Here is a 21,950-nt window from a genome sequence, read left to right on the forward strand (position 1 = left end):
CGTCGCGAAGCCGAACCGGTCTTCGCCGGCCTGCCGCCTGCGCGACGCGTTCGCATTCTATGTCTTTGCAAAAAAATACTCATTTCGTTATTATCGAATTCGGTTTTGCGTCAGGCGCAACAGCGAGGCAGGCATGAAGAAGGGGCCGAGAGAGGCTGGCGTCGATCACCTCGGCGCGATGCGCGCATTCGTGCGGGTGGTCGAGACAGGGAGTTTTTCCGCGGTCGCGAAGGAGATGCACGTGTCGACGTCCACCGTCGCGCGCAAGGTGTCGGCGATCGAAGAGGTGCTCGGCGTCCCGTTGCTGCACCGCTCCACGCACAGCGTGACCCTGACGGAAGCCGGCAGCATCTACCACGAACGGGCCGTCACGCTGATCGCGGATCTCGACGACACGCTGCGCGTCGTCGCCGAACTGAACGCGCGGCCCAGCGGCCCGCTCAAGCTCACGGCACCGGTCGCGTTCGGCCGGCGCCATCTCGCGCCGCTGGTCGCCCCGTTTCTCGCGCAGTACCCGACGATCCAGCTCGACGTGCGGCTGACCGACAACCACAACGACCTGGTCGCCGGCGGCTTCGACCTCGACATCCACGAGGGCGAGAACTACCTCGACAACCTGGTCGTGCAGCGGCTGTCCCGCAACGACAGCATCCTGTGCGCGGCGCCCGACTATCTCGATCGCTGCGGGCGTCCGGCCGAGCCGCACGAACTGGCGGGCCACAATTGCCTGCGCTACGTCCACCCCGAAGGCGATCCGCGCTGGGAGCTGGTCGACGCAGACGCGCGGCACAGCATCCTGCCGGCGGGGAACCTGGTCTCGGATCACTCGGAGCTGCTGCTCGACGCCACCCGCGCCGGGCTCGGCATCGCGGAGTTCGAGATCTGGCTGGTGCGGGATCTGCTGGCGAGCGGCCAGCTCGAGGTCGTCCTGCCCCGCTATCGGCTGCAGAACAAGCTGACCGGCGACTTCATCTACATGGCGTATCTGGCGAACCGGCGCAGCTCGGCGAAATTGCGGGTGCTGCGGGAATTCCTGGCGGAACGGCTGGCCCACGTCGGCGAGCTTTCCGAAGCGGAAATGCAGAAGATCCGGGGCGGACGACGCTGAGCGCCGTCGCCTGGGCCCTGCCGGTCAGGCTGCTTGCAGCTCGAACGGGAACGCCGCGTGACCGGTCTCGACGCCCTGCGTGTTCAGCATCCGCGGGCGATGGAACGCCGCCAGCGGCTCGCGCTGCGCCGCCGTGCCGATCTGCAGCCGCTCAAGGAGCTCGCTGACGAGCATGTACAGCACGTCGATGTTGCCGTCCTCGATCTTGACCGCGATGCCGAGCGCGCCGTCGGCGCCGAGCCGCCGCGTCTGGTCGGACGCGCGCACGCCGAGCCCGTAGCACGCATCAGCGCCGAGCTTGCCGACGACGCTGCCGCCGAACGCCCGCATCAGCACGGTGCAATACCGGCCGTCGCCGGCGACCATCTCGGGATGGCGCGTCATCGCGTGATGAATCCGCGCGAGCGCATCGATGCGTGAGTCGTGCGGCGCGTTGCAGGCTTGCATGGCTTCCATGGCGTCCGCGGCGTCCGCGCCATGCGCGAGGCCGGCGTAGATGCGGGCCAGGCGATCGAGCGGAAACGCCGGCGTGGGCAGATTGCAGCCGTCGATCGCCCACTCGACCTCATCGTCGCGCAGCCCGCATGCTTCTGCGACGACGCGCTTCACTCGCACCTGCATCGGATGGTCCGGCAGATGGTAGTCCGCGATCGCGGCGCCGATCGCCTGCGCGCCGGCCAGCATGCCGACATGCTTGCCCGAGCAATTGCTGCACACCCCGGTCGGACTGTAGTCGCGCTTGATCCATGAGCGCAGCACCGCGTCGGACAGCGGCGCGTGCCCGCCGCACCGCAGGTCGGATTCCTGCGCGTGCACCTTGGACAGCATCGCGCGGGTTCGCTCGACATGCCGGTCCTCGCTGCTGTGGGACGCGCACATCAGCGCGAGGTCCGCTTCGTCGAAGCCGAACCGGTCGGGGCCGCCCGTCTCGAGCACCGACAATGCCTGCGCCGGCTTGGCCGCCGAACGCGCGAGCGTCATCCGGAACGGATCGCCCAGCCGGTACAGCAGCCTGCCGTGCGCGTCCACCACCGCGACGTGTGCCGCATGCGTGTTCTCGATCGCGTTTCCGCGGTACGTGACTACCGCTGCGCCGTTCGTTTCCATCCTGTCTCCATTTCTCACGGCCGCGTGATCGGGGCCTCGTCAAACCGAGGCGAAAGTGTATCGAGTCCCCTCCGCGCCAGGCGAAAGCGCGCATGGAAAGTGGTGTTGCGCCCGGTGCAAAGGCGCGCGCTCCCCGCGCGCAAGCCGGCCACGACCGTTTTAGTACACAAATCAATCAAGTGTTTACATATTTAACGACAATCCCTAGAATTGCGGGCGTAAATGCGAATCATACGCATTCAGATTGACGTGCAGGATTGCCGCGGACCTCGTCCACCGCCTGCACGCCGCCGATCACCGATACTTCCGCTGCCTCTCCTATGCCTGCCCAGTTCAAGACGCGGCCTCGAGCCCTCGTGTCCGCGCTGTATTGCTCCGTTTTCCTGACGCCGCTTCTCGCCACCGCGCAACAGACGCCCGCCGCCAGCGCCGCCGCCAATTCCGCCGCCACGCTGCCGACGATCGCGGTCCAGTCGTCCGCGCTGTCGGACATGCAGGTGAAGCGCTCGCCGTCCTACAAGTTCACCGCGCCGCTGCTCGACACGCCGCGCTCGGTCACGGTGATCCCCGAGCAACTGATCAAGGAGAAGAACGTGACGACGTTCGCCGACGCGCTGCGCTCGGTGCCCGGCATCACGTTCCTCGGCGGCGACGCGGCCGCGAACCCGTCGGCCGACCGCCCGGTGATTCGCGGCTTCGAGTCGCGCAACTCGATCTTCGTCGACGGGATGCGCGACTCGGGGCTGCAGAACCGCGAGACGTTCGCGGTCGAGCAGATCAGCGTGATCAAGGGTCCGGATTCCGTCTACGCGGGCCGCGGCTCGGTCGGCGGCAGCATCGACATCGTCACGAAGACGCCGAAGAACGATGATTTCATCAACAGCAGCATCGGCTTCGGCACCGACGGCTACAAGCGCGCGACGATCGACGCGAACCGCAAGCTCAACGACACGACCGCGGTGCGCCTGAACGTGATGGGCCACGACGCTAACCAGGCCGGTCGCAACGACGTGTACAACAAGCGCTGGGGCGTCGCGCCGTCGATCGTGTTCGGACTGAACACGCCGACCACGGTCACGATCAGCTACTACCACATGAACGCGTACGACATGCCGGACTTCAGCGCGCCGTTCCGCGCGTCGGGCGGCACGCCGGTGCCGACGGATCGCGGCCGGTTCTTCGGGCTGAACACGCGCGACTACCGCTACGGGCAGACCGACACCGGCGAAATCCGCGTCGAGCATCGCATCGACGACAACTGGAAGCTGAAGAACACGACGATGTTCGGGCGCTCGACACTCGACTTCGTCGCGACCAATCCGCAGATCCTCGCGTCGAATCCGAACCTGCTCGGCCTGCAGGCGAAGAGCGGCAAGTACGCGACCAACGGCTTCGCGAACCAGACCGAAGTCACCGGCCGCGCGAGCCTGTTCGGCATGCAGCACACGCTGACGGCCGGCGTCGAGCTCGGCCAGGAACAGAACCGCTACGAGGGCTATCTCGTCACCGACGCGGCCGGCAACAACATCCGCACGGGCGGCCCGTGCTCGGTCGCCGGCAACTGCACGCCGCTCGCGGGCGGCTGGAACCCGAACATGCCGTGGACCGGCAACATCGTGCTGAACGGCGACAAGGGCTTCCCCGGCGCGACGACGAACACGCGCACGACCACCGCGTCCGCGTACGTGTTCGACACCGTGAAGCTGTCCGAGCGCTGGCGGTTCAACGCCGGCCTGCGCTTCGACCGCTACGACATCACCGCGAAGCAGGCCGGCGTCGCCGACCTGTCGAACACGTCGAACCTGTTCAGCTACCAGTTCGGCCTCGTGTTCAAGCCGGTGCAGACCGTGAGCCTGTATGCGTCGTACGGCACGTCGTCGAACCCGCCGGGCGCGAACGGCGGCCTCGGCGGCGGCACCGACCAGATCACCGCGGCCAACCGCGACCTGTCGCCGGAGCGCTCGCGCAACATCGAGATCGGTGCGAAGTGGGACGTGCTGCACGAGCAGCTGTCGCTGACGTCCGCGCTGTTCCAGACCGAGAAGACCAACGCGCGCGTAAGCGACGGGCTCGGCCACACGATCAACGCCGGCACGCAGCGCGTGCGCGGCGTCGAGCTCGGCTTCGCGGGCAACCTGACGCCCAAGTGGCACATGTTCGGCGGCTACACGTACATGAACGCGGTCACGACCGATGCGGGCCCCGGCAGCCCCGGCGCGTCGGGCCTGCCGATGGTGATGGTGCCGAAGCACAACTTCACGCTGTGGACGAGCTACGACGTGATGCCGAAGCTGACGCTCGGCGCGGGCGCGACGGTGATGAGCAAGACCTACGCGTCGGTGTCGCCGACGGTCAGGAAGTGGACGCCCGGCTATGCGCGCTTTGACGCGGCCGCAACGTGGCGCGTGAACAAGACGATGGACGTTCAGCTGAACGTGCAGAACCTGTTCGACAAGAAGTACTACGCGAGCGCCTACCCGATCTACGCGACGTGGGCCCCGGGACGCTCGGCGATGGTGACGCTGAACTTCTATCAGTGACGTCGACGGATGCCGCGCCGCCTGCGCAGTTGCGGGCGGCGCGGCGTCCAGCGGGACGATCGGGACGGCGCGGGTCTGCTTGCATCTGAGGCCCGCAATAATGCGGGCCTTGTCGAGGGTGGCATGTCACGTCAATGCCCGTCAGGTGCAGGGCGCAGGTTTGGACAGCAATGGTTTGGACACCCCGGACCTACGTTGACCTCTACTCGGCGTCCTGTTTGATCAAACTCGTCCGGCTTGTAGAGTCGGCCGACAAAAGCACGCTCGTTCCCCCGGATCGCAAACTGATCGAGCGCATTCGTTACGAAGACGCCGCGAGCGGCCGGGTGCTCACGGCGCTCGCAGTGCATGCGCCGACCGCTCGGGCGACGCTCGACGACCTGCTGGAGGCTGTGCCGAAGATACGGGAGGCGGCGAGCCGGCTCGCGCCTCCCCGCGGCTGATGCAGGCTCGGGCGCAGACGTTCAGGCTCACGCGAGCTGATAGCGCAGCCAGAAAGTCTCACGGCATGCGTTGTCGAACGTCAGCCGCGACGGGCTGATCGCCTGCGCATCGGGATGGCGGATCACGTCGTAGTCGATCCAGCATTCGGCGCACAGCAGATCGGACGGCGTGCGATCCTGCTCGACCGAACGGCGCACGATCGCGCCATTGTCGAAACGGTATTCGGTTTCGTCGCGCGTGACCTCGACGTCGTCGTCGGTCCAGCGGTCGTGCGACGTGGTGTGCGAGACGATCGACACGGGGCCGGCAAGCCCGTGGATCGCGGCGACGTAGGCAATGAGCTTGTCCATGACGATGCAGCGAACTGGAGGATGGCCGCTTCGCGCGATGCGCGTTGCGAGAAACGGCCCGAGCGGCGAGTATAGCCGCGCGCGCATGACCTTGCCGGCAGCGGGGTTTCGCGCGTCACGCCGCCAGCGCGAGCGTCGCGAACGTCGCGAGCCAGTGCTCGCCCATGTAGTCGCCGGCGACATGCGCGAGCGCGCTGTCCAGATGCCGGTCGGCCGCGTCGAGCAAGCGCGCGCGGCGCGCATCGCCTTCCGGCAGCGCCTTCGCGAGCGCGCGCTGGCACCACGCGCGGCTCAGGTTCAAGCCGTCGAGATGCGCGATCTTGCCGTCGCTGCGGTCGCTCACCGTCGCCGGCACGAACAGCGTCGCCGGCTCGCCGCGCGCGAGATCGGGCAAGAAGCGCGCGAACCAGGCATCGAATTCGGCCGGCGCGAGCACCCGCCGCATCAGCTCCGCCTCCATCAGCGCGGGCGACAGGAATTCGTCACCCGACGGCTCCCACGCCTGGCACGCAACGTCGTTCAGGTGCCAGCGCCGCGCGGTGTCGGCGATCAGCGCCGCGAGCCCGTCGCGCTGCGTGTCGCGCGCGAAATCGAGCGTCAGCGCCAGCGCGAACGCGGTGTTGAAATGCGTGCCGACGCGCACCGGATAGGTCGCCTTCGGCAGGAACACCTCGAAGCGCGCGACGAACGCATCGGTCAGCGGCGCGAACGCCTTGGCCCAGCGCGCGGCCTGCGGCAGCGCGCCCTTCAGCGCGAGCCGCTCGAGCTGCCCGGCGAGCGCGAGCAGCCACGCCCAGCCGTACGGTCGCTCGAAGCCGCCGTTATGCGGCAGCGCGAGATACGCGCGCTCGCCCGCGACGTTCGCGTCGTTGAAATGCGCATCGACGACGGCGACGATGCGCTCCGCCTCCGGCAGCGTCGGGTAGCGTTCGAGCAGATGCAGCACGAGCCAGTAGCCGTGCACGCACGAATGCCAGTCGTAGCTGCCGTAGAAGATCGGATGCAGCGCGCGCGGCTCCTGCACGTCCTGCGGGCCGGCGAGTGAATGCGTGAGCCGGTTTGGATATTCGCGCGTCAGGTGCGCGAGCGCGAGCGAGGCGAATGTCGACGCGATGTCGGGCGTGAGTCGTGCAGTCATGGTCCTCTCGTCGGTTCGTCGATAACGGAAAACGGACGCGGGCAATCCGCAGCGCGTCGGCCGCGAGCAGCAGGACCGCGGGCGGCCATTGCGCGTCGATCGCGCCGTGCTTGTCCTTCGGTTCGAGCAGCGCCGCGCCCGCGATGTCGAAGCTCGCGGGCATCGGCGCCGTCAGCGTACCGCAGAGCCGCCCGCCGCGCATTTAGTCTGATGATTCGCCGCGCGCCGGCGGCCGGCCCACGCCCGCCCCGCCCGCCCCGCCGGACGGGCCGCCCGCATGGCGGAGCCCCATGCAGCAACTAAACTGGAAAGCATCCGCCGCACTCGGGAGAGCCGCCATGATTGACGTATACGAGACCATCGGCAGCCGCGCGTTCTCCGCCCATCTGGCGAGGGACGGCATGGTGACGCTGATGGAACAGCGCCACGAAGTCGACCGCGTGACGCTCGCCACCGCCTACGCCGCGCTCGTCGAGGACGTCGAGCAGGAAGCCGACCTGCGCGACGCGACCGTCGAAGGGATGATGCGAGCGCTGATCCAGGGCTACGCGCGCAGCCATTGACGGCCGGCCTGCGCGCCGTCGCGGACCTGCCCGCCCCGGTCGGCCGGGCGGCGTCCGGCTGCCTGCCGACTAGCGCCGCTTGTAGAAGTGACGCAACACGAGATGGAGCGGAAACGCGATCGCCATCACGATCAGCGCGGCGTCATGGGATGATGTGGCGTCCGCCCAGCCGTCCACCGTGCGACCGGAACCGAACCGACCGACCAGGATCATCGCGAGCCCGCCGAGCCCGCAGGCGACCAGGAACGCGACCGCGAACGGGACCCAGTCGCCGTTCATCGCGTCGTGCAGCGACAGCCCGAAGAAGCCCAGCACCGCCAACGCCAGGCCGAGCGTGACCAGATAGCTGCGCGAATACGTACCCATCGCATCGTCACGTCTCTTTCCATACTCCATCGCGCGTGCTTGCTCCATCGTTGCGTCGGCGCCGCATTTTATTGAACGTCCCGCCGATACGGCAGCCATTCCCGACCGAATGCGATATCGCGTCGCTTGCCGATCGGGATTCAGGCGGCAGATATTCACCGACGCGCACGCCGCTTTCATCGCGATTGGCTTGCCGGGCAAGCCTGCCACACATGCACTCTCCGCCGGCGGCCGACGTCTGCTTTCCCGACGCCGAAATGGCTGGAACGGCATGCGTCGCTTCTGGCCGATGCATGCGCGTAAAACGGAAATTTCTTTCCAATCGAATTACGACAATCCTCCGAACAATAACCTATCTTTAATGGCATGAAAAAGCGCGCGGCAATGCGCAGAAAATTCGATTGCGATCAAGCGCCCCGCATGACAGCATGCGGAGCGTCGGCAAACGCGCAAGACCGGAAGCCATTCGGCCGATCGCGAGAATCCGGGATCGAATCGTTTCGCTCCCGCATGCCGCGCCGCCGGACCACCTACGCCTCCAATCCTCCGGGAGACACACATGGCCACTGCGACGCCCCGTGCCGGCATCCCCCTGCTGCCCGCCCCGCTGCGCGGCGGACGGTTCACGCTCGGCACGCGCATCGTGCTCAGCTTCGGCACGATTTTCGTGCTGATGCTTGTCATGGCCGCGATTTCATACACCCGTTTGAAGGCCATCGACGACGAGGCCGACAGCCTGCTGCGGGATTCGGTGCCGGGCCTGTTCCAGTCGACGTTGCTGCGCGCCGCCGCCAATGAAAGCTACCTGATCCTGCAGCGGGCGATCTTCGTCGACACCGACGCGGATGCCGCGAAGCGCGATCTCGACCGGATGCCGGACGCGCTTCGGCATCTCGAACAGGCGTCGACCCGGTATGAGGCCACGTTGTTCCGCGACGACGACAAGGCGCGGTTCCGCGAATTCCGGGCTGCATACGACCAGTACTTGCAGCTCGCGAACGAGCTGACCCGTACGGCGGCGGACGACCGCGCGGCCGCGCGGGCCGGCTTCGCGCGCCTGACCGCGACGTGGGACCCCGTGATCCGCACCGCGGACGCGCTGGTCGACGAGAACCACGGCCAGGCCGACGATTCGGCGCATGTGATCCGCGGGTCGGTCACCGGCGCGGAGGCCACCGTCGCGACCGCGCTGAGCGTCGTGCTGCTGGCCGCGCTCGCGCTCGGCTATGCGCTGTATCGCGCGATCACCGGGCCGATGGCGCACCTCGTCGAAGTGCACGACGCGATGCGCACCGGCAACCTGACCCAGCGGCTCGACCTGCGCCGCCAGGACGAATTCGGCACATTGCAGGACGGCTTCAACCGGATGAGCGACGAGCTCGCAAACCTCGTCGCGCAGGCGCAGCAATCGTCGCTGCAGGTCACGACGTCGGTCGCCGAGATCGCGGCGACGTCGAAGGAGCAGCAGGCCACTGCAAGCGAGACCGCCGCGACGACGACCGAGATCGGCGCGACCTCCCGCGAAATCCTCGCGACGTCGCGCGACCTGCTGCACACGATGAACGAGGTGTCGTCGGTCGCCGAGCAGTCGGCGGCGCTCGCCGGCGCGAGCCAGAGCGGCCTCGCGCACATGGAAGAAATGATGCGCAGCGTGATGGAGGCGGCCGGCTCGGTGAACGCGAAGCTCGCGATCCTCAACGAGAAGGCGGTCAACATCAACCAGGTCGTCGCGACCATCACGAAGGTCGCCGACCAGACCAACCTGCTGTCGCTGAACGCGGCGATCGAAGCGGAGAAGGCGGGCGAATACGGCCGCGGCTTCGCGGTCGTCGCGACCGAGATCCGCCGGCTCGCGGACCAGACGGCGGTCGCGACCGACGACATCGAGCAGACGGTGAAGGAGATCCAGTCGGCCGTATCGGCCGGCGTGATGGGGATGGACCGCTTCTCCGAGGAAGTGCGGCGCGGGATGCGCGACATCCAGCAGGTCGGCGGGCAGCTGTCGCAGATCATCCACGAGGTGCAGACGCTCGCGCCGCGCTTCCAGACGGTCAACGAAGGAATGCAGACGCAGGCAACCGGCGCCGAGCAGATCACGCAGGCGCTGTCGCAGTTGTCGGAAGCCGCGCAGCAGACGGCCGAATCGCTGCGCCAGTCGTCGCAGGCGATCGACGACCTGACGCTGGTCGCGAACCAGCTGCGCACCGGCGTGTCGCGCTTCAAGATCGAAGGCTGACGCGCCGAACGACACGATGCTCTTCCTTCTTTTCGAACTCGACGGCGAACGCTATGCGCTGGAGGCGACGCAGATCGTCGAAGTGCTGGCGCTCGCGCCGGTGAAGTCGATTCCCGGTGCGCCGCCGTGGATCGCCGGCGTGATCGACCGCCACGGCGAGCCGGTGCCGGTCGTCGACGTCGCGCAGCTCGCGCTCGGGCGCGCGGCGCGCCGGCTGCGCTCGACGCGGCTCGTCGTGGTGCGCTACCGCACGCACGATGCGCGGCCCGACGCGGGCGACGCGGCCGGGCGCATGCTCGGGCTGATCGTCGAGCATGCGACGCAGACGAGCCGGATCGACCCCGCGCAGTTCGCCGACAGCGGGATCGCGACGCCGCATGCGCGCTGGCTCGGGCCGGTTGCCGGCGACGCGTCCGGATTCGTGCAATGGGTCGACGTCCGGCGCATGCTCGACGACGACGCCCGCGCGCTGCTGTTCCCGCCCGCGCAGCCGCTGCCGCAGGCGATCTCCGGATGACGCCGCGATGAACGCCGACGATCCCCGCTTCGACGCGTGGCTCTCGCGCGAGACCGGCATGGACCCCGCCACGCTCGGCAACAACGCGCTGGCGCGCGCCGTCGCCGAACGCGCGCGCGTCGCGCTGGGCGATCCGCGCATGCGGGCCGGCGACGGCGCGATCGACGCCTACTGGCAGTTGCTGAACGCGTCGGCCGACGAGCGGCAGGCGCTGATCGAGACGCTGGTGGTGCCGGAAACCTGGTTCTTCCGCGACCGCGAGGCGTTCGCCGCGCTCGCGCGGCTTGCCGACGCGCGGCTCGTGCGCGAGCCGGCGCGCGCGCTGCGGGTGCTGAGCGCGCCGTGCTCGACCGGCGAGGAGCCCTATTCGATCGCAATGGCGCTGCTCGACGCCGGCATCGGGCCGTCGCGCTTCAGCATCGACGCGATCGACATCAGCGCGCGCGCGATCGAGCGCGCCCGGGACGGCCTCTACGGCCGCAATTCGTTTCGCGGCCATCCGCTCGAATTCCGCGACCGCCATTTCCACGAGACGGCCAGCGGCTGGCGGCTCGACGCGCGCGTGCAGGAGCCGGTCCGGTTCGTGCGGGCGAGCCTGTTCGACCTGCCGCTCGACGCCGATGCGCGCTACGACTTCATCTTCTGCCGCAACGTGCTGATCTACTTCAACCGCGACGCGCAGGACCAATCGATCCGGCTGCTCGACCAGCAGCTCGCGGGCGGCGGCACGATCTTCGTCGGACCGGCCGAGACCGGCCTGATGATGCGCCATCCGCTGACGCCCGCGCGCATCCCGCTCGCGTTCGCGTTCCATCGCGCGCCGCCTGGTGCGGCAGCACCGACGACAGCGGGCGCAACGGCACCGGACGGCATGCCACCGAACGCCGCGCGCGCCCAGCCGGCGCGTCCGGCGAAGGCGCCGTTCGCGCCGGCGGCCCGCGTCGCCGCCGCCGCGCACATGCCTACGCCCGCGGCACCCGCACCGGTCGCGCGCACCCAGGCCGCCCTGCCCGACGGACACTTGCCGCCTCGCGCCGCGCCGACGCTCGACGACGCGCGCCGGCTCGCCGACACCGGCCGGCTCGACGAGGCCGAGCGCGCCGCTCACGCGTTCACGATCGTGCACGGGCCGCACGCGGACGCGTTCTACCTGCTCGGGCTGATCGCCGATGCGCGCGGCCTCGACGCCGACGCGCAGGACTTCTATCGCAAGACGCTGTATCTGGAGCCGGCCCACTACGAGGCGCTGACGCACCTCGCCGCGCTGCGCGACGCGGCCGGCGACGCCGACGGCGCGCGGCAGTTGATGGCGCGCGCGCAACGCGCCAACGCGCAGCGCGGCGCGCCGACGGCGGACCGGACGGACGATCGCGGAGGAACCGATGGTTCACGCCGCTCATGACGAACGCGCGCCGACGCCGCGCATCGACGACTGCTGGAACCGCATCGGCACGCGCGGCGACGGTTCGTGCCCGCGCCTCGTAGCGCACGCGCGCTGCCTGAACTGCCCGGTGTTCGCGCAGGCCGCCGCGACGCTGCTCGACCGACCGGTCTCCGACGCGGATTTCGCCGAGGCCGCGCGCACGGCCCGTGAGGCGCCGCCGGATGCGCGCGCCGACGATGCGAACGCGCCGCAGTCCGCGCTCGCATTCCGGATCGCCGACGAATGGCTCGGGCTGCCCGTCCCCGCGCTGCGCCAGATCGACGGGCCGCGGCCGATCCATCCGCTGCCGCATCGGCGCAACGGCGTGGTGCTCGGGCTCGTCAACGTCCACGGCACGCTGACGATCGCCGCGTCGCTCGGCGCGTTGCTCGGCCTCGAACGCGACGCCGCCGGCCGGCATGCGTCGCGCCACGCGCATGCACGGCTGCTGCTCGTCGAGCATCGCGGCGACACGGTCGCGCTGCCCGTCGACGAGGTCGAGGGCGTGCTGCGTTTCGCGGCATCCGCGCTGCTGCCGGCGCCGACGACGCTCGCCCATGCCGCCGCGATGCATGCGCGCGGCCTGCTCGCGTGGCGCGACACGACGCTCGGCCTGCTCGACGCCGACGGCGTGTTCGACTCGCTCGCCCGGAGCCTGCGATGAGCACCGACGACGACCTGACGCGCATGTCGCTGCTCGACCTGTTCCGCGAGGAAGCGCAGACCCAGGCGCAGGCGCTCGCGAGCGGGCTGCTCACGCTCGAGCATGCGAGCGCCGATGCCGCCGCGCTCGAAGCGTGCATGCGCGCCGCGCATTCGCTGAAAGGCGCGGCGCGCATCATCGACCTGCATGACGGCGTCAAGGTCGCGCACGCGATGGAGGAATGCTTCGTCGCCGCGCAACGGGGCGCGCTGACGCTGACGGCCGCGCATATCGACGATCTGCTGCACGGCGTGGACCTGCTGCTGCGCATCGGCGACGCCGATCCGGCGACGGCGGTCGCGCGCTCGGACATCGACGCGCTCGCCGCACGGCTGGCCGGGCGAGACCCGAACGGCGCGCCGGATACGCGCGGCGCGGGCCCGATGCACGCAATGCCGGAAGCGGACGATCGCGCCGGCACGCCGAGCGCCGCGTCGGACCGGCAAGCGCCGCACGCGCCGGCCGATCCGTCGCACGACGCAAACGCGCAGCCGCCGTCACCGCCCCACCCCGACGCGCGCCACGATCCGCAGCGAATGCTGCGCGTGCGCGCCGAACAGCTCGACCGGCTGCTGAGCCTGTCCGGCGAGTCGCTGGTCGAATCGCACTGGCTCAAGCCGTTCACCGGGTCGATCCTGCGCATCAAGCGGATGCAGCGCGACGTCGCGCGCACGCTCGACGTGCTCGTCGAAACGCTCGCCGAGCGTCTCGACCCGGCCGCGCTCGCCTCGCTGAACGACGTCCGCCAGGGGCTCGGCCAGCTGCAGTTGCAGCTCGGCGCGCGCATCGACGAACTCGACCGCTTTGACCGCCGTAGCACCCATCTCGCGCAGCAGCTGTACGACGAGGCGCTGCGCTGCCGGATGCGCCCGTTCGGCGACGCCGCGCATGCGTATCCGCGCATCGTCCGCGATCTCGCGCGCTCGCTCGGCAAGCACGTGCGGCTCTCGATCGTCGGCGAGACGACGCAGGTCGACCGCGACATCCTCGACATGCTCGACGCGCCGCTCGGCCACCTGCTGCGCAACGCGCTCGACCACGGCGTCGAAACGCCCGACGCGCGCGTCGCGTGCGGCAAGCCGGCCGAGGCAAGCGTCACGCTCGAAGCGCGCCACAGCGCGGGCCAGTTGCTGATCTCCGTCAGCGACGACGGCGCCGGCATCGACCTCGACGCATTGCGAGCCGCCGTCGTGCGGCGGCGGCTCGCCGACGAGGACACCGCGGCGCGGCTGTCCGATCACGAGCTGCTCGACTTCCTGCTGCTGCCGGGCTTCTCGATGCGCGAGCGCGTCACCGACATGTCCGGCCGCGGCGTCGGGCTCGACGCGGTGCACGACATGGTGAAGGCCGTGCGCGGCGCCGTGCGGATCTTCACCGATCCGGGGCGCGGCGCGCGCTTCGTGCTGCAGTTGCCGCTGACGCTGTCGATCGTGCGCAGCCTGCTCGTCGAAGTCGGCGGCGACGCATACGCGATCCCGCTCGCGCACGTGCGCCGCACGCTCGAGCTCGCGCGCAACGACATCGACATGCTCGAAGGCCAGCAGCACTTCCGCTTCGACGGCCGCGCGATCGGGCTCGTCACCGCGCACCAGCTGCTCGGCGCACGCGCGCCGGACCCGGCGCGCGACAGCGTCGCGACCGTCGTGATCGGCGACGAATGGGACGCCTGCGGCATCGCCGTCGATCGCTTCCTCGGCGAATGCATGCTGGTGATCCAGCCGCTCGACCGCCGGCTCGGCAAGGTCAAGGACATCGCGGCGGCCGCGTTGATGGACAATGGCGAGCCGGTGCTGATCATCGACGTCGAGGACCTGCTGCGCTCGGTCGACAAGCTCGTGCGCGGCGGCCAGCTCGACCGCGTGCAGCGCGAGCAGCACGCCGCCGTCGCACGCAGCCGGCGCGTGCTGGTGGTCGACGATTCGTTGACGGTACGCGAGCTCGAACGGAAACTGCTGGAAAAACGCGGCTACGACGTGACGGTCGCCGTCGACGGGATGGACGGCTGGAACGCGCTGCGCGGCGCGGCATTCGATCTCGTCGTGACCGACATCGACATGCCGCGGATGGACGGCATCGAGCTCGTCACGCTGATTCGGCGCGACGGCGCGCTGAAAGCCCTGCCGGTGATGATCGTGTCGTACAAGGATCGCGAGGAAGACCGCCGGCGCGGGCTCGATGCCGGCGCCGACTACTACCTCGCCAAAAGCAGTTTCCACGATGAAACCCTGCTCGATGCAGTACGCGACCTGATAGGAGAAGCCCGCCCGTGAACATCGGCATCGTCAACGACCTTCCGCTTGCCGTCGAGGCGATGCGTCGCGCGATCGCGCTCAGGCCCGAGCACCGCGTGCTGTGGGTCGCCACCGACGGCGCGCAGGCCGTCGAGATGTGCGCCGCGCAGCCGCCGGACGTCGTGCTGATGGACCTGATCATGCCGAAGTTCGACGGCGTCGAGGCGACGCGGCGGATCATGTCGTCGGGCCGGCCGTGCGCGATCCTGGTCGTGACGAGCAGCATCGGCGCGAACGCGTGGCGCGTATACGAGGCGATGGGCGCCGGCGCGCTCGACGCGGTCGACACGCCGCGCCTCGGCGAAGGCGCGAACGGCGACACCACGCGGCTCCTGCTCGCGAAGATCGACCAGATCGGCCGGCTGCTCGACAAGCCGCCGCGCGCCCCGCGCGCGGCCGGTGTCGCGCGCGGCGACAGCGGGCCGCTCGTCGCGAGCGCGGTCGGGCCGCCGATTTCGGCGCGCCGATCGTGATCGTGCAGCACGTCGACCAGGCGTTCGCGGACGGCATGGCCCAGTGGCTCGACGGCCAGACGCCGCTTACGGTGCGCATCGCGCGCGAAGGCGACCGGCCGCAGCCGTCGGTCGCGCTGCTCGCCGCGACCAACGACCACCTGCGCATTGCGCGCGACGGTACGCTCGAATACACGCGCGAGCCGATCGCCACGCCCTACCGGCCGTCGGTCGACGTATTCTTCGGCAGCGTCACCGAGCATTGGCCCGGCGACGTGATCGGCGTGCTGCTGACCGGCATGGGCCGCGACGGCGCGATCGGCCTGAAGGCGATGCGCATGAAGGGCTACCATACGGTCGCTCAGGACGAAGCGACGAGCGCGGTGTACGGCATGCCGAAGGCGGCCGCGACGCTCGGCGCGGCGCGCGCGATCCTGCCGCTCGACCGCATCGCGGGCGAGCTGGCGGCGCTCGCCCGGGCCTGAACCCCATGGACACGCGCGACAAGCATAGGCAGAAACAGGTATCGACATGACCAGTGACACCACGCGAAGCCCGGGCGACGACGGCGGGATGCCCGCCGCCGACGCCGCGGACACCGCGCTCGAAGCCGCGCGCAAGGCGCTGCAGACCCCGCCGGCCACCGACGTGCCGGTGATGGTGCTGCTCGTCGACGACCAGACGATCGTCGCGGAAGCCGTGCGCCGCGCGCTCGCCGACGAGGACAACATCGACTTCCACTACTGCACGCATTCGGGCGACGCGATGATCGCGGCCGTCCAGACGCGGCCGACCGTGATCCTGCAGGACCTCGTGATGCCCGGCACCGACGGGTTGAGCCTCGTGAAGGCGTACCGCGCGAATCCGGCGACCCGCGACGTGCCGATCATCGTGCTGTCGACGAAGGACGAACCGGAGATCAAGAGCGCGGCGTTCGCCGCCGGCGCGAACGACTACCTCGTGAAGCTGCCGGACCGCATCGAGCTGGTCGCGCGCATCCGCTACCACTCGCGCTCGTACGTGAACCAGCTGCAGCGCGACGAAGCCTACCGCGCGCTGCGGCAGTCGCAGCAGCAGCTCCTGCAGGCCAATCTCGAACTGCGCCGCCTCACGCACTCGGACGGCCTGACCGGGCTGTCGAACCGGCGCTATCTCGACGAGTACCTGAGCGCCGAATGGCGGCGCGGCGCGCGCGAGCATGCGGTGCTGTCGCTGCTGATGATCGACGTCGACAACTTCAAGCTGTACAACGACACCTACGGCCACGTGTCCGGCGACGACGTGCTCAAGCAGATCGCGTCGACCATCGAGCGCTGCCTCGGCCGGGCGGGCGATCTCGCGGCGCGCTTCGGCGGCGAGGAATTCGCGGTCGTGCTGCCCGGCACGTCGCCGGGCGGCCTGCGCCTGCTCGGCGAGAAGATCCGCCTCGCGATCGAGGCGCTGAAGCTGCTGCACGAGCAGTCGTCGACCGGCCGCTACGTGACGATCAGCATCGGCGGCGCGAGCGTCGTGCCGGCGGTCGATACGCAGGAGACGTCGCTGCTCGAGGCCGCGGACCGCGCGCTGTACCGCGCGAAGCGCGACGGCAAGAACCGCGTCGCGATCGACGTGGCCGCGCCGGCGGCGCAAGGCGGCGCGCACGGGGGCACGCCGCCCGCCTGACGCCCGGACGCGCCGCGCGCGGCTTCACGTGGCTTCTCGCGGCTTACGACGCGACGAGCCGGCGCGCGTATTCGGCCGGTTCGAGCGGCCGGCTGAACAGGTAGCCCTGCTGCTTGTCGCAGCCGATCTGCCGCAGGAACGACGACTGCGCTTCGGTCTCGACGCCTTCGGCCGTGACCTTCATCCCGAGCGAATGCGCCATCGCGACCACGGCCTGCGTGATCGCGACCGCATCCCGGTGTTCCGGCACGCCCGACACGAACGAGCGGTCGACCTTCAGGTTGTGCAGCGGAAAGCGCTTCAGGTACGACAGCGACGAATAGCCGGTGCCGAAATCGTCGACCGAGATCCGCACGTTCATGTCAGTGAGCGCCCTGAGCATCGGCAGCACCGTGTCGGTGTCGTACATCAGCAGCCCTTCGGTGATCTCCAGCTCCAGCGCGGACGGGTCGAGCCCCGCCTGCACGAGGCAGCGGTCGACGGATTCGACGAGCCCGTCGTGGAACTGCCGCGGCGACAGGTTGACGGCCATCATCAGGTCCGGCGCGATCGTGCGGCGCCATTCGGCCGCCTGGCGGCATGCGGTTTCGAGTACCCATTGCCCGATCGCGACGATCAGGCCCGTGTCCTCGGCAACCGGGATGAACTCCGCCGGCGACAGCGGCCCGAGCTCCGCGCTGGTCCAGCGCAGCAGCGCCTCCGCGCCGACCGTGCGCCCGCTGCGGCCGTCGACGACGGGCTGGTACGCGAGCCGCAACGCGTTCGACGCGAGCGCGCGGCGCAGCGACTGCTCGATCGCGAAACGGCGCTGCAGCCGCAGGTTCAGCTGCGCGGTGAAGAACGTGAAGTTGTTGCGTCCGCGCTGCTTCGCGTCGTACATCGCGGAATCGGCGTTGCGCATCAGCGTCGCCGCGTCGTCGCCGTCGCGCGGCGCGAGGCTGATGCCGATCGACACGCCGAGGTAGTACTCGTTGTTCGCGACCTCGAATGGCCGTGCGATCGCGTCGATCACCCGTCGCGCGAGCGCCGCGAGATCGTCCGGCGCGTCGTAGTCGTCGACCAGGATCACGAACTCGTCGCCGCCGACGCGCGTGAGCGCGTGCCGTTCGCCGACGCAGTCCGCGAGCCGCGACGCGACGCTGCGCAGCAGCGCATCGCCCGCATCGTGGCCGGCCGTGTCGTTGACTTTCTTGAAGCCGTCGAGATCGATGAACAGGATCGCGACGCGCGCGGCTTCGGCCGCGCCGTCGCGCGCGCCGAACAGCTCGCGCATCCGGTCCGCGAGCCAGCGGCGGTTGTAGAGGCCCGTCAGCGCGTCGTGCGTCGCGAGGTAGCGCAGCTTCTGCTGCGCTTCGCGCATCGGGCCGATGTCGTTGAACGAGATCAGCACCGAGTCGGCCTGCGCGTCGCCCGGCTTCACGATCGGCACCGCGTTGCCGCTGACCCAGATCATGTCGCCGTCGGCGAGACCGAGGCCGACCGTATAGCCGAGCTGCAGCGCACCGGTCGCGAGCGCGCGCCGGCTCGGCCAGTCGTCCGGCGGGATCGGCGTGCCGTCCTCGCGGGTCACGCTCGTCACCAGGCTCCACAAGCGGCAGCCGACGATGCTGCCCTGCGCACGCAGCATCCGTTGCGCGCTCGGGTTGCTCGCGGTGACGGTGCCGTCGTGCGACACGACGAGGATGCCCTCGTTCAGGCTGTTGACGACGAGACGGTGATGTTCCTCGCTGCGCGCAAGCTGCCGGGCGATCCGGTCCTGGTGCACCGCGAGCCCGACGCTGTTGCTGATGTCGCGCAGCAGCGCCGTTTCCTCGTCGGTCGGCCGGCGCGGCGCGCGATGGTAGACCGCAAACGCGCCGAGCACCGCGCCCGCTTCGTCCTGGAACGGCACCGACCAGCACGCGCGCAGGCCGAGCGGCAGCGCAAGGCCCTTGTAGGCGTCCCACAGGGGGTCCGTTGCGATGTCCTCGACCGCGACCATCCGGCGTTCGAACATCGCCGTGCCGCACGAGCCCGCGACGGGCCCGATCGCGGCGCCGTCGATCGCCGCGCCGTAATGGCCGGGCAGCGACGGCGCGGCGCCGACGCGGATGTGCACGCCGTCGTCGTCGAGCAGCATGATCGTGCAGGACGAGCCCGTGCCGAGCAGCGCCTCGGCGCGGCGGCAGACTTCGGCCAGCAGTTCGGGCAGCGGCGTGTTGCGCGTGATCAGTCGCAGCACGCTCTGCTCGGACGCGAGCACTTCGGCCGCGAGGCCGAGGCTGTAGCGCGGGCTTTGCGGTTCGGTATCCAAGATGAAAACCTGGCGAGTGGTTTCGGTCGCGTCTAGGGCGTCTGATTCGTTATATCGTGACGGCGCGCGGGGTTCCGTATCCGGGTTTACGCCAATGGGTGGCGAAGCCGGACGGAGACCGGGCGGGCGTCGTGCCGTAGTACCGGTACATTTAAGCACCAATCCGTGACAGGCAGCGCATTCATATGCATAGGGAGTTGCACGGGATGGGCCGGGGTTTGGTGGCTCTTGCTCGCGGGATTTCCCTCAAACCAACCGATTCGATCGTTGCATGTTTCGAAACGATGGTGCTGCAAGGAATGGGTTGGCTTTGTGACGTCGGTCAACACTTCGATCGATGTACTCGCCGGCGAATCAATAGCGCTGTGCATGTCGAGGCTCGGGCATTTTTAACCGCTCGCTCCCCTGCCTCGCCAGGGCGTCGAACGTTCAATCGCGAGCCCTTGATTTGGTTGCCTTTCAATTCACTGGCGGCTGGATCATTCAATTATGGATCTGCTCCTTCGACTGCTTACGACCTGAAGCGATCGTTTGATGCCATCGGAAGCAGACGTTGAAAGCGCGGCCGATATTCTGGATTGCATGACCGGAACGCAGGCAGCACGACGCATTCCATGTGGCATCAAGTTATTTTTCGTCGCAGCACTGCGCGATCGAACTCCCACCTTTGCCACCGCACACGGAGACTGTTCTTGCAATGCCTGGCGCTTCGACAGGACCCGCGTTGATATTGGCCGTTGTAAGCGCGCTATCGTGAACTTCGGCGCTGACACGATGGTCCGGCAGGATGCGAATCCACACGGTATTCGTTATCTCGTCGCCCACGCGCCACACGCCCGATACCTGCCTTTTCAGTGAATAAGGCGGAACGTCGACTTCCGCACGCTCGCAATTCCAGGTTCCGGCCGAATGCTGCTCCAGCCACGTCATCTTGAGTCGAGCACCCGCTCTTCCGTCCGGCGATACGACAGAAAATTCACAAGTGTCGCCATAATGCCCCATGGAGCATTCGGGGCTCTCTCCTTGTGCTGGTGCCGTTGGCGATCCAGCGGCGACATCCCCGAAACCAGCAATCCACCATGCCGCGAGTGCCGCGTTGGGCAGTTGATTCGACGGACTCTTCTCGGCACCGGCGGCCGCGACTTGTTCGATTTGCACGCGGCTTACTTTCTGGCCAGAGGTGTTGAGCAGTTTCATCGCAACCCGCTGCGGCCCCAACCGGCCCGGAACCTCTTGGCGAGGTGCAATCGACGTCCATTGTGTTTCCGGCGTACTCCAGCTTGCATTGCCGAACCAGTCGGCAGCCACGCGGTTTCCGGGAAGAAAATGGAGAAACAAGATTGCGTTCTGGTTAAGAGATACAGGAACGCTGAGCGTCGCGGTCATGTTGTCGTAAAACGTACGCCCACCGACCGTTTCTCTGGTTACCCAATTGACGTAGAGCCGATCTGTCCTCTGGGTCGATGCCGGGGTGGATGGCCATAGATCGAGGTTACCGTGCTCCGATGGGCCCCACTGAATTTTGTTGCGAGCGGGCAGTTCTCCTACTATCGCGACGCCTTGCAACCGTTGCTTTCTGCCTTGGAGGCGTTGTTCTTTCTCTTCGGAGTACCGGTTCGACCGGTAGGCGAGATCGTATTCAGCGGAAACGACCATCACGCTATCAATGTTCACGCCAGGCTTCTGCGACTCATCGCGGGCTATGACGGGTATGTTGAAGGGAGCATTGTCTTGCCCAGTGGACGCCTTGTCCTGATCCAGGTCATTTCCACATGCAAATAGCGTCGAGAGCAGCATGGCCAAAGCAGCCAATCTCAAATATGAAACGACGTGGCGGCTCAATATCGAAACTCCGTGTTCATCTTTGCTGAGGGGCAAATACTTTCGAAGCCGTGCTCTCGTTGGAATTCATGCCGATTCAAGCCCGTACCTGGGCCAGTGCTCGATCGGAAAACGGTAACGCCGGTCAGGAAGCTGGATTGTCGATGATGTACGCGGCGGCGTCGACCGGCCAAAGGTGGCCGATAGCCGTCTTGCACGACGTGTTCGATGAAACAAGATTATTCGAACCCGGCACCGATCGCATGCGGATTCACTGGCGCAGCCCGAACACGCTATGCCACAACGCGCTGAAAAAATCCGTGTGCACCGCGCGTTCGTCGTTCTTTCGGGCGTCATCCTTCGGCGCGTGCTCCGGCACCGGTTGCGACATCCCGTCCGATTCATCTGCGTCCCGGTCCGACGCCGTCCGTGCCGCGTTCTCATCGTGTTGCGTCACCGACGCATCGCACTCCGCATCCCGTGACGCCCTCGCCTGCCGCGACGCATGCAGCTCGACCACGCTGCCGGCAATGCGTTCGGCGAGCGGCACTTCACAATCACGTCCGAGCAACACGCCGAACACGACGTCGCGGTTGTGCCCCTGCTCGGCAAAGCGCATCGCCAGCGTCACAAACCGCGCGTATTCCGCATCGCGCTCCGCCTGCAGACGCTCCTCTTCTTCGCGCAGGCGCGCGTGACGAAGCATCTCCTCGGCATAGACGGTGTCGTAGACGCGGCGCTGCGCAGGGTCTGACAGGATCGCGTAAGCCTCCTTGACCTCCTGAAACCGCGCATGTGCGGACGCCTCGCGCCCAACGTTGCGGTCGGGATGCGCTTTCATCGCGGCCTTCCGATAGCCGCGCTTGATTTCCTCGTCGGTGGCGTCCTCGCGCACACCAAGCAATTCATACAGCGTCGTCATTGCGCACCGGATGG

Annotated in this window: 16 protein-coding genes and 3 pseudogenes; 11 read left to right on the top strand and 8 right to left on the bottom strand. The window is 68.3% G+C overall.

All coding sequences use genetic code 11. The annotated features are described in order from the left end of the window. Nucleotides 1-133 precede the first annotated feature (133 nt). Nucleotides 134-1,108, top strand: coding sequence for a LysR family transcriptional regulator (locus tag ACFIMZ_RS29005; protein WP_431822904.1), 975 nt, complete (start codon nt 134-136; stop codon nt 1,106-1,108). Nucleotides 1,109-1,132: 24 nt separating this feature from the next. Here the strand turns inward: ACFIMZ_RS29005 and ACFIMZ_RS29010 are convergent, their stop codons facing one another. After that, on the bottom strand, nt 1,133-2,215 hold the full coding sequence (locus ACFIMZ_RS29010) for an asparaginase (protein ID WP_431822905.1): 1,083 nt from the start codon (nt 2,213-2,215) through the stop codon (nt 1,133-1,135). A gap of 320 nt (nt 2,216-2,535) precedes the next feature. On the opposite strand from ACFIMZ_RS29010, the gene ACFIMZ_RS29015 reads away from it, so the two are divergent. Both ACFIMZ_RS29015 and ACFIMZ_RS29020 read left to right on the top strand, forming a co-directional pair. Then, on the top strand, nt 2,536-4,755 hold the full coding sequence (locus tag ACFIMZ_RS29015) for a TonB-dependent receptor (RefSeq protein ID WP_431822906.1): 2,220 nt from the start codon (nt 2,536-2,538) through the stop codon (nt 4,753-4,755). A gap of 305 nt (nt 4,756-5,060) precedes the next feature. After that, nucleotides 5,061-5,198 (top strand): annotated as a pseudogene (locus ACFIMZ_RS29020) (IclR family transcriptional regulator); the annotation flags it as partial. A gap of 27 nt (nt 5,199-5,225) precedes the next feature. On the opposite strand, the gene ACFIMZ_RS29025 reads toward ACFIMZ_RS29020, so the two are convergent. The 3 genes and pseudogenes from ACFIMZ_RS29025 to ACFIMZ_RS29035 form a co-directional block, all read right to left on the bottom strand. Beyond that, nucleotides 5,226-5,549 carry a hypothetical protein gene (locus ACFIMZ_RS29025; RefSeq protein WP_431822907.1) on the bottom strand — a complete coding sequence of 108 codons (324 nt, stop codon included), beginning with the start codon at nt 5,547-5,549 and terminating at the stop codon, nt 5,226-5,228. Between the two features lie 115 nt (nt 5,550-5,664). Continuing rightward, the gene (locus ACFIMZ_RS29030; RefSeq protein WP_431822908.1) at nt 5,665-6,687 is read right to left on the bottom strand and encodes a DUF2891 domain-containing protein; all 1,023 of its coding nucleotides are present in this window, start codon (nt 6,685-6,687) and stop codon (nt 5,665-5,667) included. Between the two features lie 106 nt (nt 6,688-6,793). After that, a pseudogene (locus ACFIMZ_RS29035) lies at nt 6,794-6,889 on the bottom strand (hypothetical protein); the annotation flags it as partial. Between the two features lie 136 nt (nt 6,890-7,025). On the opposite strand from ACFIMZ_RS29035, the gene ACFIMZ_RS29040 reads away from it, so the two are divergent. Then, the gene (locus ACFIMZ_RS29040; RefSeq protein ID WP_431822909.1) at nt 7,026-7,250 is read left to right on the top strand and encodes a hypothetical protein; all 225 of its coding nucleotides are present in this window, start codon (nt 7,026-7,028) and stop codon (nt 7,248-7,250) included. A gap of 69 nt (nt 7,251-7,319) precedes the next feature. Here ACFIMZ_RS29040 and ACFIMZ_RS29045 read toward each other — a convergent pair whose 3' ends face one another. Then, nucleotides 7,320-7,616: a hypothetical protein gene (locus tag ACFIMZ_RS29045; RefSeq protein ID WP_431822910.1), complete on the bottom strand. Its 297-nt coding sequence runs from the start codon at nt 7,614-7,616 to the stop codon at nt 7,320-7,322. Between the two features lie 559 nt (nt 7,617-8,175). On the opposite strand from ACFIMZ_RS29045, the gene ACFIMZ_RS29050 reads away from it, so the two are divergent. From ACFIMZ_RS29050 to ACFIMZ_RS29080, 7 genes and pseudogenes are all read left to right on the top strand, one after another. Continuing rightward, the gene (locus tag ACFIMZ_RS29050) at nt 8,176-9,852 is read left to right on the top strand and encodes a methyl-accepting chemotaxis protein (RefSeq protein WP_431822911.1); all 1,677 of its coding nucleotides are present in this window, start codon (nt 8,176-8,178) and stop codon (nt 9,850-9,852) included. Nucleotides 9,853-9,868: 16 nt separating this feature from the next. Beyond that, a complete protein-coding gene (locus ACFIMZ_RS29055; RefSeq protein ID WP_431822912.1) occupies nt 9,869-10,369 on the top strand; it encodes a chemotaxis protein CheW in 501 nt (166 codons plus the stop codon). Between the two features lie 7 nt (nt 10,370-10,376). Next, nucleotides 10,377-11,771 (top strand): CheR family methyltransferase, encoded by a 1,395-nt coding sequence (locus ACFIMZ_RS29060; protein ID WP_431822913.1) that lies wholly within the window; start codon nt 10,377-10,379, stop codon nt 11,769-11,771. Then, nucleotides 11,752-12,456: a chemotaxis protein CheW gene (locus tag ACFIMZ_RS29065; RefSeq protein ID WP_431822914.1), complete on the top strand. Its 705-nt coding sequence runs from the start codon at nt 11,752-11,754 to the stop codon at nt 12,454-12,456. Before ACFIMZ_RS29060 ends, ACFIMZ_RS29065 begins: the two co-directional genes overlap by 20 nt. Then, nucleotides 12,453-14,765, top strand: a complete 2,313-nt coding sequence (locus tag ACFIMZ_RS29070) for a hybrid sensor histidine kinase/response regulator (RefSeq protein WP_431822915.1) — start codon at nt 12,453-12,455, stop codon at nt 14,763-14,765. The genes ACFIMZ_RS29065 and ACFIMZ_RS29070 overlap by 4 nt, the downstream gene beginning before the upstream one ends. Continuing rightward, nucleotides 14,762-15,723, top strand: a pseudogene (locus tag ACFIMZ_RS29075) (chemotaxis response regulator protein-glutamate methylesterase). The gene ACFIMZ_RS29070 and the pseudogene ACFIMZ_RS29075 overlap by 4 nt, the downstream one beginning before the upstream one ends. A 46-nt stretch (nt 15,724-15,769) precedes the next feature. Further along, the gene (locus ACFIMZ_RS29080) at nt 15,770-16,900 is read left to right on the top strand and encodes a diguanylate cyclase domain-containing protein (protein ID WP_431822916.1); all 1,131 of its coding nucleotides are present in this window, start codon (nt 15,770-15,772) and stop codon (nt 16,898-16,900) included. A 43-nt stretch (nt 16,901-16,943) separates the two neighbouring features. On the opposite strand, the gene ACFIMZ_RS29085 is transcribed toward ACFIMZ_RS29080, so the two are convergent. The 3 genes from ACFIMZ_RS29085 to ACFIMZ_RS29095 all read right to left on the bottom strand — a co-directional run bounded on the left by ACFIMZ_RS29085 (nt 16,944) and on the right by ACFIMZ_RS29095 (nt 21,936). Further along, nucleotides 16,944-19,193: a putative bifunctional diguanylate cyclase/phosphodiesterase gene (locus ACFIMZ_RS29085; protein WP_431822917.1), complete on the bottom strand. Its 2,250-nt coding sequence runs from the start codon at nt 19,191-19,193 to the stop codon at nt 16,944-16,946. A 627-nt stretch (nt 19,194-19,820) separates the two neighbouring features. Continuing rightward, nucleotides 19,821-21,035, bottom strand: coding sequence for a hypothetical protein (locus tag ACFIMZ_RS29090; protein ID WP_431822918.1), 1,215 nt, complete (start codon nt 21,033-21,035; stop codon nt 19,821-19,823). Between the two features lie 250 nt (nt 21,036-21,285). Next, nucleotides 21,286-21,936, bottom strand: coding sequence for a J domain-containing protein (locus tag ACFIMZ_RS29095; RefSeq protein ID WP_431822919.1), 651 nt, complete (start codon nt 21,934-21,936; stop codon nt 21,286-21,288). Nucleotides 21,937-21,950 lie beyond the last annotated feature (14 nt).

It is taken from the genome of Burkholderia sp. F1 (assembly GCF_050813845.1).
Lineage (GTDB): Bacteria > Pseudomonadota > Gammaproteobacteria > Burkholderiales > Burkholderiaceae > Burkholderia > Burkholderia ubonensis.